The organism is Pseudomonas sp. H1_D04 (assembly GCF_054683855.1).
In genome coordinates, this window is the sequence record NZ_CP162826.1 from 300,308 (window position 1) to 319,283 (window position 18,976).

Consider the following 18,976-nt stretch of genomic DNA (forward strand, 5'->3'; position numbering starts at 1 on the left):
CTACGGTGCTTATCTACGGTACAGGCTCCTATCCCTTCTCCCCTCAACGGAGACGAAACAGTGCCCGACTCAATCGCAGCGCAAGTACGTGAAACCGCTCAAACAGAACAGTCAAAAGAAGACATATTCTTTAGCCTTCTTTCCGGACTGGCAGGCCTTCACCCCATCATCACAACCATAGGCGCCGCCAGAAGTTATATGAAGGTCTGCGAAAAAAGCGGGTTGAAACTCAACCCGTACTTTGTCAAAAACGGCAATTGCGGACCCTCGCCCAAAACCCAAAAGATGCTTTCACACCGCAAATACAAAAGCTTGGGTGTTGGCGCAACCGGGGTGGGAGTGGCGGCGATAAGCCCGGCGATCTCGCCTATTCCCGCGCCCTTCTATGCAGCCAGGCATGCGTCTGCCACGACCTCTACGGCGATACATCTGCGTCGGCTGTCAAAAATGCTGGCGGCTTATCAACCCTTCGCCGCTGGTGATGAACAAGTCAGTGATGCGATTAAATGGCTGCAACTGGCCATCGAGGTAAAGTTCAAGAAGCTCGCATTTCGAGGCACAGAAATGGCCATCTCGACCACCTCGACCTTGCTTTCATTTACCGGCATCGGCCTGGTCGGGAAAATCCCGCTCATCATGGTCAGCTTCCAACTTGAACTGGCCAGGCTGATGGTCAGCGACCGTTACGCCGCCCTGTGCAAGGTGGCGGCGATGGAGTTGCAGTGGGCGGCCTTTCTTGAACAGAACCCCAACGTCGGCGATATGCCGCAAGCCAGCCTCGCCGGCTTATCCCGAGCAGATCAGATCAAGCAGCTTGAACAAAGAAAGATGATGCTCGGCGCCGCAATCACCACTCAAGTGCGAGATCGTGCACTCGATGCCCGAACCGGCAATACCGGCTTGGGCCCTGCCACGATGATCATCAAGGAGATCATGGCTAAGCACACGTTTCAGGGGCAGTTCTTCGCGGGCCATGACTACTTGACCATGATCCATGAACCGGCGGGCTGGAATGCCATTGCGGCGAAACTGATGAACATATGAGAAGCGGCACGGTACCGGCGCCTCCGTGGCCTGAGGGCTGAGGAGATCCACTGTGGGAGGGGGCTTGCCCCCGATGGCGATGCCACACTCAGCTAATCAGCGACTGACCTGGCGCTATCGGGAGCAAGTCCCCTCCCGTATTTGAACTTCAGTGCCTGGAAGGATGGAATTCACAGGCGTGAAAAAGGCGACCCGAAGGTCGCCTTTTGTCATTGCGCGTACTGCTTGCTCAACCCCGGCGGCACACCTTGCACGTTGGTGTCTTCCCACGGCCCATTGGGGCTGATGGAGCGGCTCCAGCCGTTGCTCCAGCGGTAGTAGGTGCGCTGGCGGTAGAACGTGTCCGGTTGGTCATCAAGCACGTACACCTGCATCTTGCCGTCCCAATGGCTGGCGGCGCCCGGTGGTGGGGCGAAGGTCGGCGATTTAGTGGGCACAGGCTTCGGTGGTGGGGTGACCGGGCCGGAAGGCTTGGTGCTCGGCTGAGTCGAGGGGCCGGACGGCGGGATAGTCGGGCCGGTCGGGCCAGGTGGTGGCCGATGGACCGCACAGGCGCTCAGGCCCAGTACCAGGCTGAGCAAGGTGATGCGTGCGAATGCGGTCGTCATAGGCGTTTCCTCAAAATTACTTGTCCGGACTGTCGATGGTCAGCTGTTGCAGCGCAGTGGTGCTGCTGGCCAGGGGTTGGCTGCGGCCGATCCACTCGCCAGTGGTTGGTTGACCGGCCCGGGATATGCGCGCAACCAGTTGGACTTCGGGGAAGTTGGACAGTTTCAATTGCGGCATCATTGCATCGGCGTCACCTAGTTCGACGGTAACAGGCAATTCGGCGACGGTGACGCGTTTGACCGCCAGAGGTGCCGGCGGGCCACTGACGGCGCGGGCGAAGATGAACACGCTGTCGGTTGGCAAGGCCTTGGCCTTCACGTCGGCGGACAGGTCCACACGTACCTTCATCACAGCCTTTTGGGCGACGCTGCCCCCGCTCTCCTTCAGACTTTGCGCGGCCCGGTCGATGCCGCCTTGCAGGGCAGCACGGGAATTATCTTCCGGTGGCAGTTGGGCCAACAGACGGGTCCAGTAGTCGATGGCCTCTTGATAACGCTTGCCTTCAAATGCCGCAATGCCCAGCAAGCCCAGGCTGGTGACTTCCTTCGGGTCCAGCTTCAAGGCTTCATCGGTGAGCGCCTGCACCTTGGGCGACCACTGTTTGTTGTCGGCAAAGTACTGCGCCTGGGCCCACTGCCCCAGCAGCTCCGGCTGGCGCCCGGCCAGGGCCACGGTGCGCTCGAACACTTTCGCGGCGTCTGCGGAGCGGTCTTGGGCCATATAGGCGCGACCGAGGAAGTACAGGCCTTCGGCCGAATCCGGTTGGGCCGCAGCCGCGCGTTCCAGGCGGTGGGTCATGTCTTCCATGGACACCGGTGGCTGTGAGAATTCGCGGGTCAGCTCGACCTTGTCGCTGGCACCAAAGTGCATGTACAGGCCCAAGCCAAGGACGGGGACGAGGACGGCGGCGAGCAATGGCAGCGGTTTGCCCAGGCGCGATTCGCGGGTTTTTTCCACACCCTCGGTATCCGCCAGCAGTTCGCGGGCGGCTTCGGCGCGACCGGTGTCGAGTTGCGCGGCGTTGAGCACGCCTTCGTCCTGCTGCACTTGCAACTCGGCGACGCGTTCTTGATACAGCGCCACGTTCAGCGCGGTGCGATCCTCTTCGCGCTGGGCACGGCGGCCGCGCAACACAGGGATCAACAGGAAACTCAGGGCAATCAGAAGCAGCAAGCCGGCTGCGAGCCAGAAATCAATCATCAGTCTTGGTGTCCAGCAATTGGTCGAGGCGTTTACGCTCTTCGGGGGACAGCGCGTCGGAACCATCGGTCGGCGCTGCGCGGCGACGGCGCACGATCACCGCCATCACCACCACGCCGGCCAATAACAGCCCTGCAGGGCCGAACCAGAGCAGCGCGGTCTTGCCGGTGAGGGCCGGTTTGTAGCGCACGAAATCACCATAGCGATCGACCATGAAGTCGATGATCTGCTGGTTGTCCTTGCCCTCTCCCAGCATGCGGAAGATCTCTTTGCGCAGGTCGGCGGCGATGGGAGCGTTGGAGTCGGCGATGTCCTGGTTCTGACACTTGGGGCAGCGCAGTTCCTTGGTCAATTCACGGAAACGCTCGCGGTCACCGTCCTTGGCGAATTCGTACGTGTCGATGGCGGCGTGGGCCACACCCGCCAAACCCAGTGCCAGCACGGCAGCGACTAACAGACGCTTCATGGCTTGGCCTCATCGACCAGCGCCTGGTACTTGGCAGCCAGTTGCTCGCGCCAGACCACCTCGTCGATCACACCGACGTATTTGTCGCGGATCACACCCTTGGCATCAATGAAGAAGGTTTCCGGGGCGCCGTAAACGCCGAGGTTGAGACCGAGATTGCCGTCTTCATCACGGATGTCCAGTTGGTACGGGTTATGGAACTCGGCCAGCCACTTCAAGGCCGCCGCATTGTCGTCCTTATAGTTGATGCCGTAGATCACCACGCCCTTCTCAGCCAACTTGTTCAGCACCGGGTGTTCGACGCGGCAGGAAATGCACCATGTGCCCCATACGTTGACCAGTGCCGGTTTGCCCAGCAAGTCGGCACGGGTCAGCGTCTTGTCTCCTTGCACGTTCGACAGCGAGAACTCGGGGAAAGGCTTGCCGATCATCGCCGAAGGCAACTCTGCCGGATCCAGGTAGAGGCCGCGATACAGGAACACCGCCACCACCAGGAACAACGCCAGCGGCAACACCATCAACCAACGCTTCATACCGCCGCTCCTTGCATACCCAAGGCTTCACGCACTCGGCTCTTGACCTTGACCCGATAACGCCGGTCCAGCGCGGCCAGCAAACCACCAAACCCTGTGAGTAAACCGCCGAACCAGATCCAACGCACAAACGGTTTCACATGCACGCGCACTGCCCAGGCGCCCTCGCCCAACGGTTCGCCCAGTGCCACATAGAGGTCACGGGTGAAACCCGCGTCGATACCGGCTTCGGTCATCATCGAGCTCTGCACGGTGTACAGGCGTTTTTCGGGGTGCAATACGGCGATTTCCTTACCGTTGCGGATTACCCGCACGGTGCCTTTGTCCGACGTGAAATTCGGCCCTTTAAAGTGCTTGGCGCCCTCGAAGATGAACTGGTACCCAGCAAGGTCCATGGACTCGCCCGGCGCCAGACGCAGATCGCGCTCGGCGCTGTTCTGGCTGGACAGCACCACGCCCAGCGCACACACGGCGATGCCGATGTGGGCGATCTGCATGCCCCAGTAGCTGCGGGTCAGCGTCGGCAGGCCTTTGACCAGGCCTTTGTGGCGGGTCTTGTCGAAGATGTCGCGCACACCGGCCAGCAACACCCAGGCGGCGAGCAGGAAGGTGGCGAGCACCGCCCAGTTGAAGTCGCCATAGGCAATCCCGGCGACCACGGCCAGGGCCACGCTGCCGAGCAGCACCGGCATCAACATGCCGACCAGCCATTTGACCGGGGTGTCCTTCCAGCGCACCAGCATGCCGACCGCCATCACCACCATCAACAGCCCCATCAACGGGATGAACAACGCGTTGAAGTACGGCGGGCCGACGGACAGTTTGGCGCCGCTCAGGGCATCCAACACCAGCGGGTACAGAGTGCCGAGCAGGATCATCGACGCGGCCACCACCAGCACCAGGTTATTGCCCAGCAGCAGGGTTTCCCGCGACCACAGATTGAAGCCGACCTGGCTTTTGACCACCGGCGCGCGCAGGGCGAACAGGGTCAGGGAGCCGCCAACCACAAACAGCAGGAAGATCAGGATGAACACGCCGCGCTCCGGGTCGGACGCAAAGGCGTGCACCGAGGTCAGCACACCCGAACGCACTAGGAATGTGCCCAGCAGGCTGAGGGAAAATGCCGCGATGGCCAGCAACACGGTCCAGCTCTTGAACACGCCGCGCTTTTCGGTGACGGCCAACGAGTGAATCAGTGCGGTACCCACCAGCCATGGCATGAACGAGGCGTTTTCCACCGGGTCCCAGAACCACCACCCGCCCCAGCCGAGTTCGTAGTAGGCCCACCATGAGCCAAGGGTGATGCCGATACCCAGGAACGCCCAGGCGACGATGGTCCATGGCCGCGACCAGCGCGCCCACGCGGCATCCAAACGCCCGCCAAGCAAGGCGGCGATGGCGAAGGCGAAGGCCACGGAGAAACCGACGTAACCCATGTAGAGCATCGGCGGGTGCACGATCAGGCCAATGTCTTGCAGCAAGGGGTTGAGGTCATGCCCATCCGATGGAATCTGCGGCAGGATGCGGCTGAAAGGGTTGGAGGTCATGATCAGGAACAGCAAAAAACCAATGCTGATCATGCCCATCACCGCCAGCACCCGCGCCAGCATCACTTGCGGCAATTGGCGCGAGAACACCGATACAGCGAAGGTCCAGCCGCCGAGGATCAACGCCCAAAGCAGCAACGAACCTTCGTGGGCGCCCCACACGGCGCTGAACTTGTAGTACCAAGGCAGCGCGGTGTTGGAGTTATTGGCGACATAGGCGACGGAAAAGTCGTCGGTCATAAAGGCGTAGGTCAGGCAGCCAAACGCGAACAGCAGAAAGGCAAACTGCCCCCAGGCGGCCGGCTGCGCCAGGCTCATCCATAGGCGGTCGCCGCGCCAGGCACCGAGCAACGGCACCACGGCCTGCACGATGGCGAAGCACAAGGCGAGGATCATCGCCAATTGGCCCAACTCGGGAATAAACAGTGCGGACGTCATCACTTAGCCCTCCTTCGCTGGGGTTGGTGCCGATTGGCCGCTTTCGTTCAACGCCTTGGTGACTTCCGGCGGCATGTATTTTTCGTCGTGCTTGGCCAGCACTTCATCGGCCACCACCACGCCGTCAGCGTTGAGTTTGCCCAGGGCAACGATGCCCTGGCCTTCGCGGAACAGGTCCGGGAGGATGCCACGGTAGGTGATGGTCACAGCCTTATTGAAGTCGGTAACCACGAAGGTCACGTCGAGGGAATCGCCGGAACGTTTCAACGAGCCCTTCTCCACCATGCCACCGGCGCGGATGCGGGTATCAACCGGTGCTTCGCCATTGGCGATCTGGGTCGGGGTGTAGAACAGGTTGATGTTCTGTTGCAGCGCGCTCAAGGCCAGGGCCACGGCAATGCCGACGCCGGCCATGATGGCGAGGATGATCATCAGACGTTTTCTACGCAGCGGATTCACTTTTCGGTCTCCCGGCGCAGACGACGCGCCTCTTGTTGCAGGTAACGCTTGCGGGCCAGGATCGGCGCGGCGACGTTGAGGGCCAGCACCGCCAGGCAGATGCCATAGGCCGTCCAGACATAGAGGCCGTGGTGGCCCATGGCGAGAAAATCACTGAAAGAAGCAAAACTCATCCGCGCGCCCCCAGGCTGCTTTGCACTTCGGCCTTGACCCAACTGGCGCGGGCTTCACGCTTGAGCACTTCGAGGCGCATGCGCATCAGCAGCACGGCACCGAAGAAACAGTAGAAGCCCAGCACCATCAACAGCAGCGGTGCCCACATTTCCACGGGCATCGCCGGTTTTTCGGTGAGGGTGAAGGTGGCGCCCTGGTGCAGGGTGTTCCACCACTCCACCGAGTATTTGATGATCGGGATGTTGATCACGCCGACAATCGCCAGCACCGCGCAGGCCTTGGCGGCGCTGTCACGATTGCTGATCGCGTTGCCCAACGCAATCAGACCGAAGTACAGAAACAGCAGGATCAACATGGACGTTAGTCGCGCATCCCACACCCACCACGAGCCCCAGGTGGGTTTGCCCCAGATCGCGCCGGTGACCAGCGCCACGGCGGTCATCCACGCACCGATGGGCGCGGCGCATTGCAGGGCGACGTCCGCGAGTTTCATCTTCCAGACCAGGCCGACGACACCGCATACCGCCAGCATCACGTAGCAGGACTGGGCCAGCATCGCGGCAGGTACGTGGATATAGATGATGCGAAAGCTGTTGCCTTGCTGGTAGTCCGGCGGCGCGAAGGCCAGGCCCCAGACCAGGCCGATGCCGATCAGCAACACGGCGGCGATGCTGAACCAAGGCAGCAGTTTGCCACTGATGCCGTAGAACCATTTGGGCGAGCCGAGCTTGTGAAACCAGGTCCAGTTCATTGCTGTTTCTCACGGTTGCTTCTCGTCATTGCGAGAGGCGTAGGGTCTTTCTTATGTTGAAGAGCTGACAATGTCGCTGGGTCAGACCTCATTATTCGCCGACGCTGATCTTCAGGCCGGCGGCTATTGCAAAGGGTGTCAGGGTTACCGCCAGGGCGGTCAGGCTACCAAGCCACAGGAGGTAACCGGTCGCCGGCATGCCCATGAGCGCGGCCTGCAAAGCGCCGCTGCCAAGGATCAGTACCGGGATATACAACGGCAGAATCAACAGGGCCAGTAGCAGGCCACCACGCTTCAAACCGACGGTCAACGCTGCGCCCACGGCCCCCAACAGGCTGAGCACTGGCGTGCCGAGTAACAAGGACAAAAGCAACACCGGCAGGCATTCGACGGGCAAGCCCAGCATCATCGCCAACAGCGGCGAGAGCAAGACTAGCGCGAGGCCGGAAAAAGCCCAGTGTGCCAGCACCTTGGCCAGTACCAGAAGTGGCAGAGGGTGCGACGAAAGGACCCACTGTTCCAGGGAACCGTCTTCGAAATCACTGCGAAACAGCCCGTCCAGCGAGAGCAGGACAGACAAAAGGGCCGCGACCCACACCAGCCCCGGCGACAAGGTTTGCAACAGTTTAGTCTCGGGGCCGACCGCCAGCGGGAACAGCGCAATCACGATGGCAAAGAACACCAGCGGGTTGGCCAATTCAGCCGGGCGACGGCACAACAGCCGTGCTTCGCGGGCGACCAGCAGGGCGAAGACACTCATGCCGACCACCGGCCCAGATCAAGGTCGCGGTAACCGGCGGGCATGCGCGCCAGGGTGTGGTGGGTGGTGAGCAAGACGGTTCCGCCCTGCTCGCAATGCAGCGCCAGGTGCTCTTCCAACTGGGCGACGCCTTGTTTGTCGAGGGCGGTGAAGGGTTCGTCGAGAATCCACAGTGGCGGGCCCGGCAGGTACAGGCGCGCCAGGGCCACGCGGCGCTGTTGGCCGGCGGACAGGGTGTGACAGGGAACGTCTTCGAAACCCTTGAGGCCCACAGCGGCCAGGGCCTGCCAGATGGCATCGCGGGAAGCAGGATGGTGCAGGGCGCTGAGCCAGCTGAGGTTTTCTTCGGCAGTGAGCACGTCCTTGATGCCGGCCGCGTGGCCGATCCAGATCAAGTTGCGTGCAAGCTCGGTGCGCTGTTCGTTGAGGGGCTTGCCGTTAAGCCGCACTTCACCGGCCGTGGGTTGCATCAACCCGGCCAGCAGGCGCAGCAAACTGGTTTTGCCGCTGCCGTTGGGACCGCTGATCTGCACCATATCGCCACCCGCCACACGCAGGTCGAGGTGCTCGAACAGCAGGCGCAAGTCGCGTTCACAGGAGAGCGCTACGGCTTCAAGAAGAGGGCTGGTCAAGAGATCGCGGGCCTTTACGGTTCAAGTCGGCGGTGCAGCGGCCGTTATAGAAAGAAGCACAATAACGGCTTTGGCGACCGATTTTAGAGAGCTGGATCAAATAGTTGTGAGGTTTTTAGCGCTCTCTTTGCAGACGGGCGGCATTATACATGCGATGCCCTACGCTAAAGAGGGCAATTTCCCCAGAGACGATGCGCACGATGACCGGCGAGATCAACCTTCCTACGCTTCCTCCCACCCCGGCAGCCGGGCAAAGCTCCGCGCCTGCGCCTGGAGCACTGCTGAAACTGCTGGAGCCGCAAATTGGGCTGATCGACCCTGGGAAAACCGCGAATGCCGAAGTCATCGCCCTTAAACAAGGTGGTGAAGCCTTTCAGTTGCTGCTCAAGCTGACCTTGGACGGCGGCCGCCAGACGCTGGTGCAGGCCAGCAGCGTGCAGCCCTTGCCCTTAGGCAGCAATGTGGCGGTGAGCCAGACGCCAGCGGGCAATCTGACCCTCAGCCTGCAACAGGCTTTGAGTGCCAACGTCGCCGCCCTCACCCGCATCGATACCGCCAAAGTCCCGGAAGGTACGTTGTTGCAAGCCAAGGTACTGACCACTCAGATGCTGCCACAGGGCACGGCGCAACCGGCGATCTATCGTTCGTTGGTGACGGTGCTGAATAACGCCCTGGCCGGCGCGACACTGACGGTGGAAAGCCCACAGCCGTTGCGCGTAGGCAGCCTGCTCAGCGCCGTGGTGCAGAACGCGCAGACCTTGAATTTCGTGCCGCTGAGCGGGCTCAAGGATCAATTGGCGGTCACCCAACAATTGTCGACCCAGCAAAGTCGCCAGGGCTCCCTGGATGCGGTGTTCACCGCCCTGCAAAACCTGCCCCGTGGCGACAGTACTTCCGCCGATCTGCGCGCCGCCGCCGACCGTTTGCTCGCGGCGTTGCCTGATCTGGCACAGGTCAGTAACCCCAAAGTCCTGGCTCAAGTGATTCAGAACAGCGGCGCCTTTCTGGAGGCCAAATTACTCGCAGGACAGAATCCACAAATACCACCACTGGACATGAAGGGCGCACTGCTGCGCCTTGTCGCGGACCTATTGCCCGCCCTGCCCGCCAGTACCAACCTCAACGCCATTCTTGCGGCCAACACGCTGGCCCAGGTATTGCCCAATTTTGTGCGCAGCCCACTGAACACGCTGGGCCAAGTCAGCGCGCGGCAGGCACCGGTCAGCTTTCCACTGCCCGAGCGGCTGATGGCGAAGCTTGAAGGCGAAGGCGACCTGGAAAACCTGCTGCGTTTGGCAGCCGGGGCCATTTCCAGGTTACAGAGCCACCAACTGTCGAGTCTGGAACAGACCGGCACCACCGCCGATGGCCGCCTGCAAACCACCTGGCAGTTGGAAATTCCTATGCGCACGCTGCAGGACATCGTGCCGTTGCAGGTCAAGTTCCAGCGCGAAGAACCGGCGCCAGACAAAGACCAGCCCGAACGCAAAGACCGCAAAGACCCCAAGCAAATGCTATGGCGCGTCGAGCTGGCATTCGATATGGAGCCGCTGGGGCCATTGCAGGTCCAGGCGCAACTGACTCAGGGCAAACTGTCGAGCCAACTGTGGGCAACTCGCCCGTTCACCGCCAGCCTGATCGAAAGCCATTTGGGCAACTTGCGCGAGCGGCTGGTGACTTCGGGGATCAACGTCGGCGACCTCGATTGCCATCTGGGTACGCCACCACGCGGGCCGAAAACCGGACTGGAGCAACGCTGGGTGGATGAAACCGCATGAAGAACTCCAACCCACCGCGCCAGGCGATTGCCCTCAAGTACGACGGCCAGCAAGCGCCGACCCTGACCGCCAAGGGCGACGATGCCCTGGCCGAAGCCATCCTCAAGTTGGCGCGGGAAAATGAAGTGCCGATCTATGAAAACGCCGAGCTGGTAAAGCTGCTGGCGCGCATGGAACTGGGCGACAGCATTCCGGAGGAGTTGTACCGCACCATCGCGGAGATCATTGCGTTTGCCTGGACCTTGAAGGGCAAGTTCCCGGTGGGCTATGACCCGGATGCGCGGCCTGTGGAGCGGGACGTCACGGAGCGTGGCGACGACTACTGAATAGCCACAGGCACACAAAGGTCCAAATGTGAGAGGGGGCTTGCCCCCGATGGCAGAGTGTCAGTCACCTGATGTGTGGCTGAAGCACCGCTATCGGGGGCAAGCCCCCTCTCCCATTTGGACTTGTGTTCAGTTCAGGACTTCGCTCAGCGGGATGAAATTAACCCGATCACCGAGTGCCAGCGTCGTCCCTTCCAACACCTCCACAAACCCCTCCGCCCACGCCGCGCTGCGCAGCACGCCAGAGCTTTGGTTACGGTAGATGATCGCCTTGCCCTGCTCGATGCGCCCGCGCAGATACTCGCGACGATTGCCCGGTTTCGGCCAGACGAATCCCACCGGGACTTCGAACCGCAACGGCTCCACGTCGGCCACACCTTGGCGACGCAGAATGTAGGGGCGCGCCAACAGTGCGAAAGTCACCAGGGTCGAGGCCGGATTACCCGGCAGGCCGATCACCGGCACGCCACGGAAATGCCCGACCGTCAGTGGCTTGCCAGGTTTGATCGCGAGCTTCCACAGGGCCAGTTCGCCTTCTTCACGCAGGGCGATGCCAAGGAAGTCCGCTTCACCTACCGACACGCCACCGGTGGACAGGATCAGGTCGACACTGCCCAGGCCCGCCAATCGCGTGCGGGTCTGTTCCAAGTCATCCGGCAGGATCCCGGCGTCGATCACTTCACAGCCCATGCGTGAAAGCCAACTGCACAGCACGCGACGATTGCTGTTGTAGATCTGGCCGGCCCCCAGCGGCAAGCCGGGTTCGATCAACTCGTCGCCGGTGGACAGCACGGCCACGCGCGGGCAGCGCACTACATTCAGACGATCACAGCCGAGGGACGCAGCCAGGCCCAGCTCAATCGGGCCCAAGCGCGTCCCGGCTGACAAAACGAGTTCACCGACCGTGGTTTCCTGGCCTTGAGGGCGGATGTTCTGGTCGGCGTGCAGGGGCTCGGTAAAGCTCACGCGCTCATCGGCGTGAACCACGGCATTTTCCTGCATCTCCACGCAATCGGCGCCTTGCGGCACCGGTGCGCCGGTGAAGATGCGCGCGCAAGTGCCCGCGGCCAGAGGTTCAGGCGCCTGACCGGCAAAGATGCGCTGGCTCACCACCAGCGGCTCACCGGTCCAGTCCGCCAGGCGCAGCGCGTAACCGTCCATGGCACTGTTCGGCCACGGCGGCAGGTCGAGGGTGGAGACCAGATCCTGCGCCAATACCCGGCCATCACACTCGGCCAGGGGCAAGGCGTGCGGCTCGCGGATCGGCGCAGCTTCGGCCAGCGCCAACAGGTGCTGCAGCGCCTCTTCCACGGGCATCAGCGCGCCGGTCTTGCCAGGCTTACCCACGGGATTCACAAGGCGCGGCCTGTTTCAGGTGCGGGACGAAGTTGCAGGGGCGATGGCGGTTGTCCAACTGCTCGGCAAGAATGCCGTCCCAACCCGTGCGCACCGCATTGGTGGAACCCGGCAGGCAGCACACCAGGGTGCCATTGGCCAAGCCGGCCAGGGCACGGGATTGCACGGTGGAGGTGCCGATGTCGGCCACGGATATCTGGCGGAACAGTTCGCCAAAGCCGTCGACCTGCTTGTCGAGCAGGCAGCTCACGGCTTCGGGAGTGCTGTCACGGCCGGTGAAACCGGTGCCGCCGGTGATCAGCACCACTTGCACCACGTCTTCGGCAATCCAATGGGCAACCTGGGCGCGGATCTTGTAGAGATCGTCCTTGAGCAGTACGCGCTCGGCCAGGTTGTGCCCGGCGGCGGTGAGGCGGTCGACGAAAACCTGGCCCGAGGTGTCGGTGTCCAGGGTGCGGGTGTCGCTGACGGTCAATACAGCGATATTCAGGGGTACGAAGGGCGCATCAGCCTTAGCTTTCATGGCACGGTCCGGTTGTCGGAGGAACAGCCCGGTGTTATATCACAGGCCCCTATTTACCTGCCGCAGCGGAACCTTTATGTCGTTAGATTCTTCGCCCCTTCCCTGCTCGATTTTGCTGTTATCCGGCGGGCGCGGCCAGCGCATGGGCGGCCAGGACAAAGGTCTGTTGGCATGGCGCGGCCAGCCATTGATCGCCCATCTACAGCGCTTGGTGCGAGCGTTGACGGATGACCTGATCATCTCGTGCAATCGCAACCAGGACCTCTACGCGCCCTATGCCGACACGCTGGTGAGCGACGACAGCCCGGACTTTCCGGGCCCGCTCGCCGGTATCCGCGCCGGGCTGGCCGCAGCGCGCCATGAGCACCTGCTGATATTGCCGTGCGACGTGCCGGCTATCGACGCGATCCTACTGACCGACCTGCTTAAGACCGCGCGGCAAAACCCATTGGTGCCCGTGATGGTGCGCCACGGCGAATTCTGGGAACCCTTGATCTGCATCATCCCTACACACCTCAAAACCGAGGTAGAACAGGCCTGGCAAGCCGGTGAGCGAAGCCCGCGCAAGATATTCCTGCGATTGGGCGGCGTGGGGCTGGAGTGCCCGGCGGATGACCCACGGCTGGCCAACCTTAATACGCCGGAGCTGTTACAGCCGAGCTCTGACGTGTCAGAATGAACTTTCGCACAAGGAACTTTGGCGACGCCTTACGCGTCTCAAGGTCAGCAATTAAAAAGTATTCTCTCGGAGACAAACCCATGACTCAACGGACCATCGCCGCTCTCATGCTTGCACTGGGCATCGCCACCCTCGCCGGTTGCGCCTCGCCGACAGTGATCACCCTGAATGACGGTCGCGAAATCCAGGCCGTCGACACCCCTAAATTCGATAAGGATTCGGGCTTCTACGAGTTCGAACAACTGGACGGCAAGCAGACCCGTATCAATAAAGATCAGGTCCGCACCGTTAAAGACCTGTAAGTCTTAGCGTTTGCCTACAAGGCCCGCCTCGCGCGGGCCTTGTCGTTTCCGGGGGTTACCAATCGAGGGTGATCTGGCTGCGAAAACGACGCTCTTCGCCGGTGACCGGGTCGATAAACCGTACGCCCTGGGCCAGCAGCTTGAGCGGGTTGGCGTAATCGTCGACGGCATCCTTGAGCACGTCCGGGTAGAACGGGTCATTGCAGATGCTCGCTCCCAGCGCGGTCATGTGCACGCGCAGTTGGTGCTTCTTACCGGTCACGGGAAACAGGGCGTAGCGCCATAGATCACCATTTTTTTCCCGCACCTCCACCGCCGTTTCGGTGTTGCTGGCGCCCTCGCCTTCCTGCATGCGGAAGAAGGGTTCGCCGTCCACAAGGCGACTTTTGTGCACCAACGGGAACGTCAAACCAGGTAAGGCCGGGGCAATGGCTTCGTAGAATTTATCGATCTGGCGCTTGGGGAACAATTGCTGATAGGCCGAGCGGCTGGCGGGTTTGGCCGAGAACAGCACCAGCCCGGCGGTGTGCCGGTCGATACGGTGCAGGGGTACCAGCGACGGATTATCCAGGCGGCGAATCAGGCGGCGCAGCAGGGTTTGCTCGACGTACTCTCCGGCCGGGGTCACGGGCAGGAAATGCGGTTTATCCGCGACCACCAAGTGCTCGTCGGCGTACAGGATAGTTTCCTGCACCGGAATCACCTTTTCGTTCGGCACTTCACGGAAGTAGTAAATGCACAGACCTTCCTTGTAGGCGAGGTCCAGCTTGATGGGGCTGCCGTTGATATCCAATACCCGTCCGCGGGCGATGCGGTCCAGCCAGTGCTCACGGCTGATCGCCGGGAAGTGCTCGCACAGGCAATCGAGCACGGTCGCCCAAGGGCCTGGCGGCAAGTAGAGAGTGCTGGCTTGGTGTTGGGACGCGGAAAAACCGGAAGTGGACATGCCGATGCTCGAAGCCTTGAAAAAACCGATGGGCATTATCCCGCACGACGCGGGATTGAGCCTAGGGCGGATCTCAGGCTTTGGCTAATTGCGTGCGCAGGATCGGCGACGCACTGGCCGCTTCGGTGAATTCCTTGAGCCAACGCAGCACATCCACCGCTTCCCAGCGACCGGGATCGTACAAGGCGTAGAGCAAGCCCTGATAACCCACCACATCCAGTTGCTTGTGGTAACCGGCGCGCTGGAACAACGCTTCGATCTCCGCGAAGCAGGTATTGAAATGCACTTTGTTAAAGGGCGTCTTGCCTTCCGTGACCAAGCCATCGAGGCGCAGCTCGTTCACCGCGTCGCGCACGACGTCGGCGGACATGCGATTGACGCTGCTTTTCAGTTGTTCAACATTCACCACGGGCGTTCCCTCTATTCAATCGCTGTACAAACATACAGTAACGTAATAATTGGAAACCCGCCATCGCATAAACGTCAACGCAGGAAGGCAACGACCTGTTCAGCGTCAAAGGGCCAGTCCAATTCGGCGCCGGTATCTACCCGTCGAAGCACCGGAATCCGCAGCCCATAGACGTCGGTGAGATCTTGGGGATCGGTGATGTCAACCAGCTCCACCAACAGCCCGTGTTCGACGAGCGGCATGATTTCGGCTTCGGCAATCTCACAAAGATGGCAACCCAGGGTGCCGAACAACTGGCATTCAGGAAGCATGGCGAAAGGACCTGATCAGAAAACAGATCAACATTCTAGGCTTGCGTAAGACCCGTGGCGAGCCGATAAACCCTGACACAGATCAGCATGACGTATAACTGATTCAGCGATTCTCGCGGCTTTTTGCCCGCTCACCCTGCAACGGAGATGCTCGTGTTCGCCAACCTGCTGATCATTTTGGCCTCATCCCTTGTGGTGATTGCGCTGTTTCGCCGACTGCAACTGCCGCCCGTGCTGGGCTACCTGTGTGTGGGCCTCGCCGTGGGACCTACGGCGCTGGACTGGGTGAATGACAGCGAAGAGCTGCCCGACCTCGCCGAGCTTGGCGTGGTGTTCCTGTTGTTTTCCCTGGGCCTGGAGTTCTCCCTGACAAAGATGCTCGCCCTGCGCCGCGTGGTCTTTGGCCTGGGTAGTTTGCAGGTGCTGGGGTGCAGTGCGCTGCTTGGAGGCTTGTTGATGGGCTTTGGTGTGGCGCCCGGCATCGCGTTGCTGCTGGGTGCGGGCTTGGCATTGTCATCCACGGCCATCGTCAGCAAAGAGCTGACCAGCCTCGGAGAAATCTTCAGCAGCCATGGCCAGAACGCGATTGGCGTGCTGCTGTTCCAGGACGTGGTAGCCGTGTTGCTACTGACCTTGGTGCCCGTGTTTGCCGGCAGCAGCGATCAAGCCTGGTACTGGGCGCTGCCGCTGACCCTGGGTAAAACCGTGTTGCTGTTTGTTGGCCTGCTGCTGGCCAGTCGCTGGTTGTTGCCGCGCCTGTTCCATGAAGTCGCCGCGTCCCACTCGGCGGAGCTGTTTGTGTTGCTTGCACTGGTGATCGTGTTGCTGACCGCCTGGCTCACCCATTTGCTGGGTCTGTCGCCGGCCCTCGGCGCCTTCCTGGCCGGCATGCTGCTGGGCGAAAGCCATTACCGCCATCAGATCGAAGCGGATATCCGACCGTTTCGCGACATCCTGCTGGGGCTGTTTTTCGTCAGTATCGGCATGTTGATCGACCTGCAATTGTTCATCAGCCACAGTCTGCTGATCCTCGGCCTGACCCTCGCGCTGATGCTGATCAAGGGGTGCGTGGTAGCGGTGCTGGTCAAGCTGCGGGGCAGCGACAGCGAAACCGCCTGGCGCAGCGGCTTGGCCCTCGCCCAGGGCGGTGAGTTCTGTTTTGCGTTGATGGCGCAAATGCAGCAAAGCCGGCTGATCCCGGATGAATTCAATGGCTTGCTGCTCGCCGCCACGTTCTGCTCGATGCTGCTGACGCCACTGCTGTTGCGCGCCGCCCCGGCGATTGCCCTGCGCCTGCACCGCAAACCCAACCAGCAAGTGCAACTGGAGGAAATCACCGCGCTCAATGCCGAGTTACGCGGCCATGCAGTGATCTGTGGCTACGGCCGTGTCGGGCAGTCCATCGGGCGCTTTCTGCGACGGGAACAACAAGCTTTTATCGCCCTGGATGACGACCCGGAACGGGTACAGGAAGCCGCCACCGAGGACAGCAGCGTGCATTACGGCGACTGCCGTCGCGGCGCCCTGCTCAGTGCGGTGGGCCTGGAACGCGCGCGGTTGGTGGTCATTGCCGTGGACAACAGCGATGTCGCCCTGGTGGTGTTGAAAGAGGCGCGCCGTATCAACCCCGAGGTGCCGATTCTGGTGCGCACTCGCGATGACAGCCAGTGGGCCGATCTGAAAGCTGCGGGCGCCAGCGAAGTGGTGCCCGAACTATTGGAGTCGAGCCTGATGCTCGCCTCCCACGCCTTGATCCTGCTGGGCCTTCCGGACCACCAGGTACAGGCGCGGGTCGATGAAGTGCGACACAACCGCTATCGCCTGCTGCACGGCTCTTTCACGCCGCCGAACAGCGACGATCAATCCTGACTGACCGCGCCGATCTTGTGGATCGACAGGTCCGCACCGTAGTACTCCTGCTCCTGACTCAGGCGCAGGCCACCGACGCGTTTGATCACCCCATACACCAACAGGCCGCCGCCGAACGCGACTGCCACGCCGAGGCCGGTGCCGATCAACTGGCTGACCAGGCTCACGCCACCCAGGCCGCCCAGCGCGGTCTGGCCAAAGATGCCGCAGGCAACCCCACCCCACACACCGCACAGGCCATGCAATGGCCACACGCCCAGCACGTCATCGATTTTCCAGCGATCCTGGGCGGCGATAAAGCACCAGACAAACAGCCCACCGGCGACCACACCGGTCACCAGCGCGCCTACCGGATGCATCAGGTCGGAACCGGCGCAGATCGCCACCAGCCCGGCGAGCGGGCCGTTATGCAGGAAGCCTGGGTCATTACGGCCGATCACCAGCGCAGCAACGGTGCCGCCGACCATCGCCATCAACGAGTTGACCGCCACCAGGCCACTGACGCCGTTGAGGGTTTGCGCGCTCATCACGTTAAAGCCGAACCAGCCGACGATGAGAATCCAAGAACCCAGCGCCAGAAATGGAATGCTCGATGGCGCAAAGGCGACCAAGCGTCCTTCCCGATAACGTCCGTTACGCGGGCCCAACAGCAACACCGCCGCCAGCGCCAGCCAGCCGCCCATGGCGTGCACCACGACAGAACCGGCGAAGTCATGAAAGCTGGCGCCAAAGGTGGCGAGCAACCAGGCTTGCAGGCCGAAATTGCCATTCCAGACCATGCCTTCGAAAAACGGGTAGATAAACGCCACGATCAACGCGGTAGCGCACAACTGCGGAGCAAACTTCGCACGCTCGGCAATGCCGCCGGAGATGATCGCGGGGATCGCTGCCGCAAACGTCAGCAGGAAGAAGAATTTCACCAGGCCATAGCCATGGTCCGCGCTGATCACTGCCGCCGGTTGCATGAAGCTCACGCCGTAGGAGATCCAATAGCCTATAAAGAAATAGGCCAAAGTAGAGATGGCGAAGTCGCTGAGGATCTTCGACAGCGCGTTGACCTGATTTTTTTGGCGAACGGTGCCGACTTCCAGGAATGCGAAGCCGGCGTGCATCGCCAGTACCATGACCGCGCCGATCAGGATAAACAGGGTGTTTGAACTGTGGACCAGAGTGTCCACCGCACTTTGCAAATTTTCCATGAAGGTTGGCAGGCCTGCATTAAAGGCAAAAAGCACCAAAGCGGTTCAAGCCACGGTTGCGCGCACTAAATTGGCACCGCCGGTACCGCCCCTCTTCACAGGGCGTGAACCGCTTTAGCGCAGCGATCAACACAACAGGCTGTTGCCGACAGGGTTTTTCCGCGAGTTTCAGTTATTTAAGGTAAGGTTTTTGATGGCTTGAGGCCTTACCGCCCAGATTCAGCGCAGGCACCCGTGCATGCGCACCAAGGCAAAGCAAAAGCTGTACCACGCAATTGCAGTGAACCTTCACCGACGCCGGTGACTCGAAACCACACGTACCGATCAGCCAATCACGGAGATAACCATGGCCAGAAAAACAGCACAGACAGCCCAAGAGATACTGATGGCGGATTTTCAAACCCTGGTCAGTGATACCGAAAAGCTACTGGATGACACCGCGATCCTGGCGGGTGATCAGGCGGACGAACTGCGCAGCAAGATTCATGAAAGCTTGCTCAAGGCCCGTGAAACCCTGCAACTGACCGAAGACTCCCTGCGCGAGCGCGGCCAAGCTGCGGTCACCGCTACTGAAGACTACGTACAGGCCAACCCCTGGCAGTCGGTGGGTATTGCCGCTGGCGTGGGCTTTCTGATCGGCCTATTGGCTACAAGGCGCTAACATT

General features: G+C 61.3%; 23 protein-coding genes. 7 read left to right on the plus strand and 16 right to left on the minus strand.

Translation table 11 applies throughout. The annotated features are described in order from the left end of the window. Positions 1–60: 60 nt before the first annotated feature. Positions 61–1,044 carry a hypothetical protein gene (locus AB4N82_RS01440; protein WP_206073118.1) on the plus strand — a complete coding sequence of 328 codons (984 nt, stop codon included), beginning with the start codon at positions 61–63 and terminating at the stop codon, positions 1,042–1,044. Between the two features lie 209 nt (positions 1,045–1,253). On the opposite strand, the gene AB4N82_RS01445 is transcribed toward AB4N82_RS01440, so the two are convergent. The 10 genes from AB4N82_RS01445 to ccmA form a co-directional block, all read right to left on the minus strand. Further along, complete coding sequence (locus tag AB4N82_RS01445) at positions 1,254–1,652, minus strand: hypothetical protein (RefSeq protein ID WP_032889109.1); 399 nt, start codon at positions 1,650–1,652, stop codon at positions 1,254–1,256. 16 nt (positions 1,653–1,668) lie between these two features. Then, a complete protein-coding gene (gene ccmI / locus AB4N82_RS01450) occupies positions 1,669–2,853 on the minus strand; it encodes a c-type cytochrome biogenesis protein CcmI (protein WP_460104224.1) in 1,185 nt (394 codons plus the stop codon). Continuing rightward, a complete protein-coding gene (locus tag AB4N82_RS01455; RefSeq protein WP_032889105.1) occupies positions 2,846–3,319 on the minus strand; it encodes a cytochrome c-type biogenesis protein in 474 nt (157 codons plus the stop codon). Before AB4N82_RS01455 ends, ccmI begins: the two co-directional genes overlap by 8 nt. After that, complete coding sequence (locus tag AB4N82_RS01460) at positions 3,316–3,852, minus strand: DsbE family thiol:disulfide interchange protein (RefSeq protein ID WP_032889103.1); 537 nt, start codon at positions 3,850–3,852, stop codon at positions 3,316–3,318. The genes AB4N82_RS01455 and AB4N82_RS01460 overlap by 4 nt, the downstream gene beginning before the upstream one ends. Further along, a complete protein-coding gene (locus AB4N82_RS01465) occupies positions 3,849–5,837 on the minus strand; it encodes a heme lyase CcmF/NrfE family subunit (RefSeq protein ID WP_122765339.1) in 1,989 nt (662 codons plus the stop codon). Before AB4N82_RS01465 ends, AB4N82_RS01460 begins: the two co-directional genes overlap by 4 nt. 3 nt (positions 5,838–5,840) lie before the next feature. Next, entirely contained in the window at positions 5,841–6,296 is a 456-nt protein-coding gene (gene ccmE / locus AB4N82_RS01470; RefSeq protein WP_122765338.1) for a cytochrome c maturation protein CcmE, read from the minus strand. Continuing rightward, positions 6,293–6,469 (minus strand): heme exporter protein CcmD, encoded by a 177-nt coding sequence (ccmD, locus tag AB4N82_RS01475; RefSeq protein ID WP_003172771.1) that lies wholly within the window; start codon positions 6,467–6,469, stop codon positions 6,293–6,295. The genes ccmE and ccmD overlap by 4 nt, the downstream gene beginning before the upstream one ends. Further along, positions 6,466–7,221: a heme ABC transporter permease gene (locus AB4N82_RS01480; RefSeq protein ID WP_032889098.1), complete on the minus strand. Its 756-nt coding sequence runs from the start codon at positions 7,219–7,221 to the stop codon at positions 6,466–6,468. The genes ccmD and AB4N82_RS01480 overlap by 4 nt, the downstream gene beginning before the upstream one ends. 91 nt (positions 7,222–7,312) lie before the next feature. Next, complete coding sequence (gene ccmB, locus AB4N82_RS01485) at positions 7,313–7,981, minus strand: heme exporter protein CcmB (protein ID WP_003189951.1); 669 nt, start codon at positions 7,979–7,981, stop codon at positions 7,313–7,315. Beyond that, the gene (ccmA, locus tag AB4N82_RS01490) at positions 7,978–8,613 is read right to left on the minus strand and encodes a cytochrome c biogenesis heme-transporting ATPase CcmA (RefSeq protein ID WP_122765337.1); all 636 of its coding nucleotides are present in this window, start codon (positions 8,611–8,613) and stop codon (positions 7,978–7,980) included. Before ccmA ends, ccmB begins: the two co-directional genes overlap by 4 nt. Before the next feature lie 200 nt (positions 8,614–8,813). On the opposite strand from ccmA, the gene fliK reads away from it, so the two are divergent. Together fliK and AB4N82_RS01500 are read left to right on the plus strand one after the other, a co-directional pair. Further along, positions 8,814–10,391 carry a flagellar hook-length control protein FliK gene (gene fliK, locus AB4N82_RS01495; protein WP_122765384.1) on the plus strand — a complete coding sequence of 526 codons (1,578 nt, stop codon included), beginning with the start codon at positions 8,814–8,816 and terminating at the stop codon, positions 10,389–10,391. Then, positions 10,388–10,717: an EscU/YscU/HrcU family type III secretion system export apparatus switch protein gene (locus tag AB4N82_RS01500; protein ID WP_032889094.1), complete on the plus strand. Its 330-nt coding sequence runs from the start codon at positions 10,388–10,390 to the stop codon at positions 10,715–10,717. Before fliK ends, AB4N82_RS01500 begins: the two co-directional genes overlap by 4 nt. A 129-nt stretch (positions 10,718–10,846) precedes the next feature. Here AB4N82_RS01500 and AB4N82_RS01505 read toward each other — a convergent pair whose 3' ends face one another. Further along, positions 10,847–12,073 carry a molybdopterin molybdotransferase MoeA gene (locus tag AB4N82_RS01505; protein WP_122765336.1) on the minus strand — a complete coding sequence of 409 codons (1,227 nt, stop codon included), beginning with the start codon at positions 12,071–12,073 and terminating at the stop codon, positions 10,847–10,849. Then, a complete protein-coding gene (moaB, locus tag AB4N82_RS01510) occupies positions 12,057–12,596 on the minus strand; it encodes a molybdenum cofactor biosynthesis protein B (RefSeq protein WP_032889090.1) in 540 nt (179 codons plus the stop codon). Before moaB ends, AB4N82_RS01505 begins: the two co-directional genes overlap by 17 nt. Before the next feature lie 76 nt (positions 12,597–12,672). On the opposite strand from moaB, the gene mobA reads away from it, so the two are divergent. Further along, positions 12,673–13,275 carry a molybdenum cofactor guanylyltransferase MobA gene (gene mobA / locus AB4N82_RS01515; RefSeq protein WP_122765335.1) on the plus strand — a complete coding sequence of 201 codons (603 nt, stop codon included), beginning with the start codon at positions 12,673–12,675 and terminating at the stop codon, positions 13,273–13,275. An 80-nt stretch (positions 13,276–13,355) separates the two neighbouring features. Next, entirely contained in the window at positions 13,356–13,577 is a 222-nt protein-coding gene (locus AB4N82_RS01520) for a YgdI/YgdR family lipoprotein (RefSeq protein ID WP_032889086.1), read from the plus strand. 55 nt (positions 13,578–13,632) lie between these two features. Here the strand turns inward: AB4N82_RS01520 and AB4N82_RS01525 are convergent, their stop codons facing one another. From AB4N82_RS01525 to AB4N82_RS01535, 3 genes are all read right to left on the minus strand, one after another. After that, positions 13,633–14,523 (minus strand): pseudouridine synthase, encoded by an 891-nt coding sequence (locus AB4N82_RS01525; protein ID WP_122765383.1) that lies wholly within the window; start codon positions 14,521–14,523, stop codon positions 13,633–13,635. Positions 14,524–14,596: 73 nt separating this feature from the next. Further along, positions 14,597–14,932, minus strand: a complete 336-nt coding sequence (locus AB4N82_RS01530) for a hypothetical protein (protein WP_032889084.1) — start codon at positions 14,930–14,932, stop codon at positions 14,597–14,599. A gap of 74 nt (positions 14,933–15,006) precedes the next feature. After that, positions 15,007–15,243 carry a glutaredoxin family protein gene (locus AB4N82_RS01535; RefSeq protein ID WP_032889083.1) on the minus strand — a complete coding sequence of 79 codons (237 nt, stop codon included), beginning with the start codon at positions 15,241–15,243 and terminating at the stop codon, positions 15,007–15,009. Positions 15,244–15,390: 147 nt separating this feature from the next. On the opposite strand from AB4N82_RS01535, the gene AB4N82_RS01540 reads away from it, so the two are divergent. Next, positions 15,391–17,112: a cation:proton antiporter gene (locus AB4N82_RS01540; protein ID WP_122765334.1), complete on the plus strand. Its 1,722-nt coding sequence runs from the start codon at positions 15,391–15,393 to the stop codon at positions 17,110–17,112. Here the strand turns inward: AB4N82_RS01540 and AB4N82_RS01545 are convergent. After that, positions 17,103–18,311, minus strand: coding sequence for an ammonium transporter (locus AB4N82_RS01545; protein WP_032889301.1), 1,209 nt, complete (start codon positions 18,309–18,311; stop codon positions 17,103–17,105). The genes AB4N82_RS01540 and AB4N82_RS01545 overlap by 10 nt on opposite strands. Before the next feature lie 346 nt (positions 18,312–18,657). Here AB4N82_RS01545 and AB4N82_RS01550 point away from each other — a divergent pair, with 346 nt between their 5' ends. Further along, complete coding sequence (locus AB4N82_RS01550) at positions 18,658–18,972, plus strand: ElaB/YgaM/YqjD family protein (protein WP_032889079.1); 315 nt, start codon at positions 18,658–18,660, stop codon at positions 18,970–18,972. Positions 18,973–18,976: the final 4 nt, after the last annotated feature.